We start from the raw sequence: 9,394 nt of genomic DNA, 5'->3' as shown, positions 1-9,394 counted from the left end.
GCGTCACGCTCCGCGGCATCCATTCTGGCCATTGCCTGCCGTTCGGTGCGGTCCGCATTGACGAGCGCGCGGATGGCGAACCAGAACAACAGACCGACACCGATGGACGGCAGGAGTGCCGCCAGGGCGGTGAGCAGCGGGTTCATGACTGCAACGGCTTCACCAGCGGGAACAGGATGGTCTCGCGAATACCCAGACCGGTGAGGGCCATGAGCAAGCGGTCGATCCCGAGCCCGATGCCCCCGGCGGGCGGCAACGCGTACTCCACGGCCATGAGAAAGTCCTCATCCACGCGCATCGCCTCGTCGTCGCCAGCCGCCGCCAGCAACGCCTGCGCCTCGAAGCGGTTGCGCTGGATCACCGGGTCGACGAGCTCGGAATAGCCGGTCGCCAGCTCGAACCCGCGCACATAGAGGTCCCACTTCTCGACGACACCGGCGACGCTGCGGTGATCACGCACGAGCGGGCTGGTCTCGACCGGGAAATCACGCACGAATGTCGGCGCAAAGAGGTGGTCGCCCACCTGGTGCTCCCACAGCTGTTCCACCAGCTTGCCGTGGCTGAGCCGCTTCGGGTCCACCTCGATGCCGAGCTTGTCGGCGTACACCTGCAACGCGTCCAGCCCGGTCTGCGGCGTGATCTGCTCGCCCAGCGACTCCGACAGCGACCCGTACATGGTCAGCTCGGCCCACTCGCCGCCCAGCTCGTACTCCTCGCCGTCCGGCAGGACGACCACGGTGGTGCCGAGCACGTCCTGCGCCGCGGTCTGCACGAGGTCGCGCGTCAGGGCGGCCATGGTGTCGTAGTCGCCGTAGGACTCGTACGCCTCGAGCATGGCGAACTCCGGGGAGTGCGTGGAGTCGGCGCCCTCGTTGCGGAAGTTCCGGTTGATCTCGAAGACCCGCTCGATGCCGCCGACGAGCGCCCGCTTGAGGAACAACTCGGGCGCGATCCGCAGGTACAGGTCCATGTCGAACGCGTTCATGTGCGTGATGAACGGCCGGGCGGACGCGCCGCCGGGCTGCGTCTGCAGCATCGGCGTCTCGATCTCGATGAAGTCGCGGCGGTGGAAGTTGTCGCGCAGCGAGCGCATGAGCGCCGGGCGCTGGCGGGCGGTCTCGCGCGCCGCCGGCCGCACGATGAGGTCGACGTACCGCTGCCGGACCCGTGCCTCCTCGGACAGCTCGACACCCTCGTAGAGGTTCGGCAGCGGGCGCAGTGACTTGGCCGCCATCTGCCACTCGTCGGCGAACACCGACAGCTCGCCGCGGCGGGACGCGATCACGCGGCCGTGCACGAACAGGTGGTCGCCCAGGTCGACGTCGGTCTTGAACGCCGCGAGCCGCTCCTCACCGACGGCGGCCAGGCTGAACATGGCCTGCAGCCGGTTGCCCTCGCCGTCCTGCAGCGTGGCGAAGCAGAGCTTTCCGCCGATCCGGACGAACACGACGCGACCGGCGACACCGACCTCGTCGTCCGTCTCCTGGCCCGGCTCGAGCTCGGGGTGCTCCGCGCGGACCTGCGCGATCGTGTGCGTGCGCGGCACGCCGACCGGGTACGCCTCGATGCCTGCGGCGAGCATCCGATCCCGCTTCTCGCGCCGCACCCGGAGCTGCTCGGGGGCGTCGTCGGGGGCAGGGGTGCTCTGGGGCGTCTCGCTCACCGGGCGATCTTACCGGCGCGGTCCCGTGGGTCCGGGCTCCAGGTCGAGGGCCAGGTCCAGGATCGGCGACGAGTGCGTGAGCCCGCCCACCGACAGGTAGTCGACCCCCGTCGCCGCCACCTCCCGCGCGCGGTCGAGCGTGAGGTTGCCGGTGGCCTCGAGCTCGACCGCCTCCCCCGTGGCCCGCACCGCCGCGACCACCTCGGTGAGCAACGGCGTCGGCATGTTGTCGAGCAGCAGGAACCGCGCGCCGGCGGCGATCGCCTCCAGGGCCTGCGCGAGGGTGTCCGCCTCCACCTGGATGGTCACGTCGGGGAAGCGTTCCCGGACGGCCGCGACGGCCGCCGCGACGGAGCCCGCGGCGACCACGTGGTTGTCCTTGACCATCGCGACGTCGTACAGGCCCATGCGCTTGTTGGTGCCGCCGCCGCAGCGCACCGCGTACTTCTCCAGCGCGCGCAGGCCGGGGGTCGTCTTGCGGGTGTCGAGCACCTGGGCGCCCGTGCCGTCCAGGGCGTCGGCCCACCGGCGGGTGTGGGTGGCGACGCCGGACGCGCGCGAGGCGAGGTTGAGCAGGGTGCGCTCGGCGACGAGGAGCACCTGCACGGGGCCGCGCAGCACGGCCAGCACGTCACCGCGGGTCACCCGGGTGCCGTCCTGCACACGTTGGTCCACCGTCGGCACCGCCAGCCCGAGCCGGGCGGCGACCTGGCCGACGACCTCGGGCACCACCACCAGCCCGGCGACCACGCCGTCCTGACGGGCCACGAGGTCCGCGGCGCCGACCGCGTCCGGCGGGATCGTCGACTGCGTGGTGACGTCCCGGCCGGGCTCCGGGCCGAGGTCCTCGTCGAGGGCGATCGCGACCGTCCGGGCGAGCCAGGCGGGGTCGAGTGCGGTCATGGCGTCAGCCGATCTGTGCGCGTCGGGAGACCAGGTCGCCGTCGGCGTCGAGCGACAGCTCCAGCCGGACCTGCCAGGCCTGCTCCGTGTCGGGGAAGTCGCTGCGCGCGTGCCCGCCGCGGCTCTCCTCGCGCTCGAGCGCGGCCGCGGTCAGCACGGTGGCCACCTGGTGCACGTTGGTCGTCTCCCACTCGGCCACCTGCGGAGCCGCCAGCCGGCGCCCCTCGTCGGTCCGCAGGTGCGCGTCGGTGGGCACCGCCGCGAGCTGGGCCACGGCGCGGCGCAGCCCGTCGCCGGAGCGCAGGGGTCCCGGTCCGTCCGACGCGATCCGCTGCACCCGCGCACGGGACGCCGCAGCGACCAGCGCCTCGTCACCGGGCCTGGGCACCGGGGTGAGCGGCGGGAGCGCGCCCTGGTGCACCTGCGCGGCGATGTGCCGGGCGGCCCGGGTGGCGAACACCAGGCCCTCGAGCAGCGAGTTCGACGCGAGCCGGTTGGCGCCGTGCACCCCGGTGCAGGCCACCTCGCCGACCGCGTACRGGCCGGGCAGGCTGGTGCGCCCCACCAGGTCCGTGACGACTCCGCCCGAGTGGTAGTGCTGGGCGGGTGCGACCGGGACCAGGTCGGTAGTCATGTCGATGCCGTGCTCGAGCAGGCGCTCGTTGATCGTCGGGAAGCGCGCGCGCAGGAAGTCGTCGCCGAGGTGCCGCGCGTCCAGCCACACGTGGTCCGACCCGGTCGCGGCCATCCGTCGCACGATCGCGTGCGCGACGACGTCCCGGGGGGCGAGCTCCGCCATCGGGTGCACGTCAGGCATGAACCGGACGCCGTCGGTGTCCAGCAGGAGCGCACCCTCACCGCGCACCGCCTCGGAGACGAGCGTCAGCTGACCCTTCACGCCCGAGCCGAGCCAGAGCACCGTGGGGTGGAACTGCACGAACTCGACGTCGCCCAGCACCGCACCCGCGCGCAGCGCCGCCGCGATGCCGTCGCCGGTCGCCTGCGCCGGGTTGGTCGAGGAGCGGTAGACCTGGCCGATGCCCCCGGTGGCCAGCACGACCGCACGACCCAGGGCGGCGCCGACGCCGTCGCGCTGCCCCTCCCCGATGACGTGGAGCGTGACGCCGCACGCGCGACCGGGGGTGCCGTCCGGTCCCGGCGGACCCGTGAGCACGTCCAGCACGAGCGCGTGCTCGATGACCTCGATGCCCGGGTCCTCACGCACGGCCTCGATCTGCGCGACCAGCGCGCGGGAGATCTCCGCGCCCGTGGCGTCGCCGCCCGCGTGCGCGATCCGGTCGGCGTGGTGCCCGCCCTCGCGCGTGAGCGAGATGCTGCCGTCCGAGGTGGTGTCGAACACCGCGCCGCGAGCGACGAGCTCCCGCACCCGCGCGGGACCCTCGGTGACCAGCACCTCGACCGCCCGCGGGTCGCACAGGCCGGCACCGGCGACGAGCGTGTCCTGCAGGTGGGCCGACGGGGAGTCAGAGGGGTCCAGGGCGGCGGCGATGCCTCCCTGCGCCCACACGGTGGAGCCCGACGCGAGGATGTCCTTGGTGACCAGCAGGACGCGGGGCACGCGGGTGCGCAGCTCGAGCGCGGCGGTCAGGCCGGCGATGCCGGAGCCGACGACGACCGCGTCGGCCTCCACCGTCCAGCCGGGTTCGGGCGCGGCGAGGCGGGTGGCGAGGCGGGTCACCGCCCGACCATCGCACGTCCCTGCGCGAACGGCACACCGCTCGGTTCCAGCCCGGACCAGCCGTCCGGGACCTGGCCGGGGTCGTCCCCGACCTCGACGACCCGGTTCTGGGCGTCCACGAGCACGACGTGCGGCTCGTAGGTGCGGGCCTCCGCGTCGGACAGCTGCCCGTAGGCGATGAGGATGACGACGTCCCCGGGGTGCACCAGGTGGGCGGCCGCACCGTTGATGCAGACCTGCCCGGAGCCCGGCTCGCCCGCGATGGCGTAGGTGGTCAGCCGCGCGCCGCTGGTGACGTCCACGACGTCCACCTGCTGGCCCGGCAGCACGTCCGCCGCCGCGAGCAGGTCCGCGTCCACGGTGATCGAGCCGACGTAGTGCAGGTCCGCCTGCGTGACGGTGGCGCGGTGGATCTTGCCGGTCATCATCGTGCGCACCAAGGAGGTCACGCGCCCACCTGCACGACCGCGTTGTCGATGAGCCGCGTGGACCCGACGGTGGCCGCGACGAGCAGCAGGGCCTCACCGGCGAAGTCGTCGGAGACCTCCGTGAAGGTCATCGGATCGACCAGTCCGACGTAGTCGACCTCGGTCTCCTGCATCGCGAGGCGGGCACGCTTGCGGATCTCGTCGGCGGTCCCCCGGGCGTGCAGCGCCCGGGACAGCCCGAGGGCGCGCCGGCGCTCGTCGTCGCTCAGGTAGGCGTTGCGGCTGGACAGGGCGATCCCGTCCTCGTCGCGCACGATCGGCGCCCCGACCACCGTCACCGGCACGTCGAGGTCCCGGACCATCCGCCGCACCGCGGCCAGCTGCTGCGCGTCCTTGGCGCCGAACAGCGCGACCTCCGGGCGCGTCAGGTGCAGGAGCTTGAGCACCACGGTGAGCACGCCGTCGAGGTGACCCGGCCGGCTCACACCCTCGAGCACGTCCCCGATCGACCCGGCGCTCACGCGCACGATCGGGTCGCCGTCCGGGTACACGACCTCGGGACCGGGGGCGAAGACGATGTCGTCCGGACCGAGCAGGCCGGGCCCGGAGAGCAGCGCGAGGTCGCGGTGCAGGTCACGCGGGTACCGGGAGAGGTCCTCCGTCGGTGAGAACTGCAACGGGTTGACGAAGATCGTCACGACGACGGCGTCCGCGAGCTCGCGTGCGCGGGACACCAGCGAGAGGTGGCCGGCGTGCAGGGCACCCATGGTCATGACGACCGCCCGGCGGTAGGGCCGAGCGGTGTGCGCGGTACCCGCGTGGCCCTCGGTGCGAGGCACAGCCTGCACGTCCTGCACGGCGAGCGCCGCCGCCAGCTCCTCGCGCGTGTGCACGAGGGTCGGCGTCTGGGTCTGCGTGGTCATTCGTCCTCCTGCGGGTCCGGCCCGTCGTCCACCTGCAACGTCCCGGCGTCCTCGTTGATGCCGTCCAGCAGCTCCTGTGCCGCGGCCGACGAGATCAGGCCCGCCGCCAGTGCGCGACCGGTTGCCGAGCGCGCCAGGGCACGGTATCCCGCGACGACGTCGACCGCCCCCGTGGATGCGGCGAACGTGGTCAGGGCCACACCGTGCTCGCGGACCGTCCCCGCGTCCCCGCGCCGCACCGGACCGGTCAGCGCGGTGATGGCGCCGGGTCCGTCGGTCGACTCCGCGCGCAGGGCGCCGTCGAGCGCGGCCTCCAGCAGCGGGGTGAGCATGCGGCCGGGGTCCGCGACGCCCGCCGCCGCCAGCGCCTGGGCGGCCTGCGCGACGAGCACGACGAGGTGGTTCGCGCCGTGCGCCAGGGCAGCGTGATAGAGGCCGCGGGCCTCCTCGGCGAGCACCACCGGCTCGCCGCCGATCTCCACGACGAGCGCCTGCCCGATCGGCAGCACCGGGGCCGGCGCGGTGACCGCGAACGAGCAGCCGACCAGCCGGGAGAGATCGAGGGACGTGCCCGTGAACGTCATCGCCGGGTGCAGCGCGAGCGGGATGACCCCCGCCGCGCGGGCGGGGCCCAGCACGTCGACGCCGAACCGCCCCGACGTGTGCACGACGATCTGGCCCACCTGCCACGCGCCGAGGTCCGCCAGCCCGCGCACCAGGTCCGGGAGCGCGTCGTCGGGGACCGTGAGGAGCACCAGCTCGGAGCGACGGACGACCTCGGGGATGTCGAGCACCGGGATGCCCGGCAGGAGTGTCGACGCGCGCTCGCGCGACGCCTCCGAGATCGCGGAGACCGCCACCACCGGGTGACCGGCGGCGCGCAGCGCGCTGCCCAGCACCGCACCGACGCGGCCGGTCCCGATGACCCCGACACCGAGCCGACCCGGGCGGTCCGCCGGGTCCGGTGGGGTCACGCGCCCGCTCCGGCCGGACCGGTCGTCGAGGGCGCATCGGCCTGCGCCTCGGTCGGCGGCGGCGTCGTCGGCTCCGGGTCGTGGTCCGTCGGTGTCGGCGCACCGACGGCGCGCATCCACTGCTCCGGCGTGGCGGACGCGCGGGCGGTCCACGCACGCTCCGCCTGCTCGTCGAGCAGGGCCGCCGCGACGCCGGCGTCGAGGTGCTGGACGCTCGGGGCCACCGGTCCGGGGGTGGAGTGCAGGACGAAGGACGCCAGCCCGAGCCGCCGCTGGAGCGGACCCTGCGCGAGACCGAGCGACTGGGTGCGCTCGTGCGGCACCACGTCGACGCTGCGCCAGATCCGACCCGACCGCGTGACCAGTGCACGGTCGGTGACGCGCACACCGTGCCGGCGCCAGCCGACGGGGTCTACCCAGCGCGCACGTCGCGGCGCGGCCGTGAACCCGCCGTCCGTGTCCTTGCCGGTCATCGCGGCCTCGACGAGCGCCGTCGGGTCGTCGACCCCCAGGTCCGGCAGGACGAGCCACAGCGCGGTCATCGCCTCGCCGCGCGTGGCCACCGGGTGCAGCACGGTGTCCCGCTGCTGCTGGTCGCTCTGGCCGTAGCCCGCCACGTTGATCTCGACACGCCACCAGTCGGGTCCGCGCCAAAGCGGCCCCTGCCGCAGGCGGATGGCCTGCACGCGACCGGGCGGCACCGTCTGGGCGCGCGCCTCGGTCAGCCCGTGCCGCAGGCGGATGCCGTCGGGCGAGATCGCGGCGCGGAAGTTGGCGCCCTGGTTGATCCGGCTCCACACGTACGTCACCGCTCCGAACAGGGGCGCGACGAGCACGAACGCGGCGCTGATGTCCCGGGACGCGATGCTCAGCGCGATCGCACCGGCCACGATGAGCAGCAGCGTCGGCACCGTGCCGGACCGCAGCGTGGCCTTGACCAGCCGACCCATCGGCAGCTCGTACACCTGGCGCTCGGGGGCGACGTCGAACGGCTGCGGCACCGCCGCGCCCGCGGTCGGTTGCTCGGCGTCGGCCACCTGCACCGCCCCCGGGCGCTGCAGCCCCGCGGCCAGCGCGAGCAGCTCCGCACGCAGCGCCTCCGCCTCGGCCTCCCGCAGGAACGCGAGCGACACCGCGGACCCGCTGCCGCCGGCGACCTCGAGCTTGAGCTCGGCCAGCCCGACCAGCCGGGCGAGCAGCGGCTGCACCACGTCGACCGCCTGCAGCCGGTCGAGCCGCGCCTGGCGCTGCTGCCGGAACAGGATGCCGGTGCGCAGGTGCACGGCCTCGTCGGTGACCGCGAACCGGGTCACGCGCCACGCGACCGCCGAGTAGCCGAAGCCGATCAGACCGATCAGCAGGATGCCGCCGAGCAGCAGCAGGAACGCCGTGCCGTGCAGGAGGTCGATCGCCTGCTCGATGTTCTCGCCCACCTGGAACCAGCCGATGGCCAGCACCGCGACCAGGACCTTCCAGCCCTTGAGCGCCGGGGTGACGGGGTGCATCCGGCGCCAGCCGGTGACGTCGTCGACGCTCTCGGTCTCCCTGTCCGGCGCACCGGGCGCTCCGGGCGTACGGGGTGCGCTGGGCGCACCGGGTGCGCTGGGCGTGCCGGGTGTGCTGGGCGTGCCGGGTGCGCTGGTCACAGCCCCGCCAGCCGCGCCTCGCCGCGGGAGGCCATCCGGTCGCGCAGGCGCGCGGCCTCGTGCGGCGGCAGCCCGTCGATCGACGCGCTCGTGGCCGGTGACGCCGTGTGCAGCTGCACGGAGGCGATCCCGAACCTGCGCGCGAGCGGACCCGCGTTGACGTCCACGTACTGCATGCGCCCGTACGGCACCACGACGAGCGAGCGGAACATGATGCCGCGCCGCACCAGCAGGTCGTCCGCACGCTCCGCGTACGCCATCGCGTTCACCTGGCGCGGTACCAACCACACGATCCACAGGGCCAGCAGCGCGACCACCGCGGGGAACACCCACAGCCAGCCCTCGCCGACGAGCACCGCCATGAGGACGAGCAGGACGAGGATCGGGGTGAGCACGATCGCCGTGACGGTCAGCCGCGCGCCGATGAGCCGCCGCGACACAGGCGTCCAGGTGACGTCGGCAGGGTCGAACGGCTCGCGCGTGCTGCGAGGGTCAGCCGGGGCGGCGTCGGAGGTCATGGGGCCATCATTCCACCTGGTCAGGTGGCGGTCGGGTCCGGTGCGGGATGCTCGCGCGCGGCCTCGGTCCCCTCCTCGGGCGGGGGCACCCGGCAGAACCACTCGACGACGAGGCCGACCACCGCGAGCACCACGGCGCCGCCCGCCGCGACGCCCGCCGCGACGGCTCGGCCGCGGTTGCCCGGGACGCCCAGGTCACTGACCAGCGCGAGCACCTGCCCGCCGTACCAGCCGGCGAGCAGCGCGCCCGTGTAGCAGGACGCCTTGGCCAGCACGGCCGTGCGCGCGGCACGGATGGGGTCCAGCGTCGGCCGCTTGCCGCGCAGGAACTGCCGCACGGCCCAGCCCATGGAGAACACGACCGCGGCGATGAGCAGCTCGACGGCCACCACCAGCCCCGGCACGGACGGGAGCAGGCCGCCGCGCCCGGCGACCGCGCGCAGCACGATCCACGTGACGGCGGCCCCGGCGACGGCGACGAGCAGGAGGGTCTGCCAGCGGGTGCGGTGCATCACGCGTCCAGGACCTCCGGGCCCGGTCGGGGGCCGGCCGGGACGCCGGCGGTGTCGTTGCCGACCGCCGGGATCGGGGCGGTCAGCCAGTCGAGCGCGAGCCAGCGCACGCCGTCGCGGTCCGGTGC

General features: G+C 74.3%; 9 protein-coding genes. All 9 read right to left on the bottom strand.

The genetic code is table 11. The annotated features are described in order from the left end of the window. Window positions 1-142: 142 nt before the first annotated feature. The 9 genes from lysS to AC1DUQ_RS11360 all read right to left on the bottom strand — a co-directional run bounded on the left by lysS (window position 143) and on the right by AC1DUQ_RS11360 (window position 9,266). Entirely contained in the window at window positions 143-1,663 is a 1,521-nt protein-coding gene (gene lysS, locus AC1DUQ_RS11400) for a lysine--tRNA ligase (protein ID WP_477059938.1), read from the bottom strand. A 9-nt stretch (window positions 1,664-1,672) separates the two neighbouring features. Continuing rightward, complete coding sequence (nadC, locus tag AC1DUQ_RS11395) at window positions 1,673-2,566, bottom strand: carboxylating nicotinate-nucleotide diphosphorylase (protein WP_477059937.1); 894 nt, start codon at window positions 2,564-2,566, stop codon at window positions 1,673-1,675. A gap of 4 nt (window positions 2,567-2,570) precedes the next feature. Next, window positions 2,571-4,265: an L-aspartate oxidase gene (locus tag AC1DUQ_RS11390; RefSeq protein WP_477073815.1), complete on the bottom strand. Its 1,695-nt coding sequence runs from the start codon at window positions 4,263-4,265 to the stop codon at window positions 2,571-2,573. Then, entirely contained in the window at window positions 4,262-4,714 is a 453-nt protein-coding gene (gene panD / locus AC1DUQ_RS11385) for an aspartate 1-decarboxylase (protein ID WP_477059935.1), read from the bottom strand. Before panD ends, AC1DUQ_RS11390 begins: the two co-directional genes overlap by 4 nt. Next, window positions 4,711-5,616, bottom strand: coding sequence for a pantoate--beta-alanine ligase (gene panC / locus AC1DUQ_RS11380; protein ID WP_477059934.1), 906 nt, complete (start codon window positions 5,614-5,616; stop codon window positions 4,711-4,713). Before panC ends, panD begins: the two co-directional genes overlap by 4 nt. Continuing rightward, window positions 5,613-6,590 (bottom strand): Rossmann-like and DUF2520 domain-containing protein, encoded by a 978-nt coding sequence (locus tag AC1DUQ_RS11375; protein WP_477059933.1) that lies wholly within the window; start codon window positions 6,588-6,590, stop codon window positions 5,613-5,615. Before AC1DUQ_RS11375 ends, panC begins: the two co-directional genes overlap by 4 nt. Then, window positions 6,587-8,095: a PH domain-containing protein gene (locus tag AC1DUQ_RS11370; protein ID WP_477073816.1), complete on the bottom strand. Its 1,509-nt coding sequence runs from the start codon at window positions 8,093-8,095 to the stop codon at window positions 6,587-6,589. Before AC1DUQ_RS11370 ends, AC1DUQ_RS11375 begins: the two co-directional genes overlap by 4 nt. A 137-nt stretch (window positions 8,096-8,232) precedes the next feature. Beyond that, a complete protein-coding gene (locus AC1DUQ_RS11365; RefSeq protein WP_477059932.1) occupies window positions 8,233-8,754 on the bottom strand; it encodes a PH domain-containing protein in 522 nt (173 codons plus the stop codon). 20 nt (window positions 8,755-8,774) lie between these two features. Next, window positions 8,775-9,266, bottom strand: coding sequence for a DUF3180 domain-containing protein (locus tag AC1DUQ_RS11360; protein WP_477060806.1), 492 nt, complete (start codon window positions 9,264-9,266; stop codon window positions 8,775-8,777). Window positions 9,267-9,394 lie beyond the last annotated feature (128 nt).

This window comes from Cellulomonas sp. P4_B5_2, assembly GCF_056402235.1.
This window is presented reverse-complemented; position numbering and strand designations above follow the sequence as displayed.

Bases quoted from the DNA above. Each gene is read 5' to 3' on its own strand.
- AC1DUQ_RS11370 (WP_477073816.1), bottom strand. From the start codon at position 8,095: ATGCACCCCGTCACCCCGGCGCTCAAGGGCTGGAAGGTCCTGGTCGCG.
- AC1DUQ_RS11365 (WP_477059932.1), bottom strand. From the start codon at position 8,754: ATGACCTCCGACGCCGCCCCGGCTGACCCTCGCAGCACGCGCGAGCCG.
- AC1DUQ_RS11360 (WP_477060806.1), bottom strand. From the start codon at position 9,266: ATGCACCGCACCCGCTGGCAGACCCTCCTGCTCGTCGCCGTCGCCGGG.
- panC (WP_477059934.1), bottom strand. From the start codon at position 5,616: ATGACCACGCAGACCCAGACGCCGACCCTCGTGCACACGCGCGAGGAG.
- nadC (WP_477059937.1), bottom strand. From the start codon at position 2,566: ATGACCGCACTCGACCCCGCCTGGCTCGCCCGGACGGTCGCGATCGCC.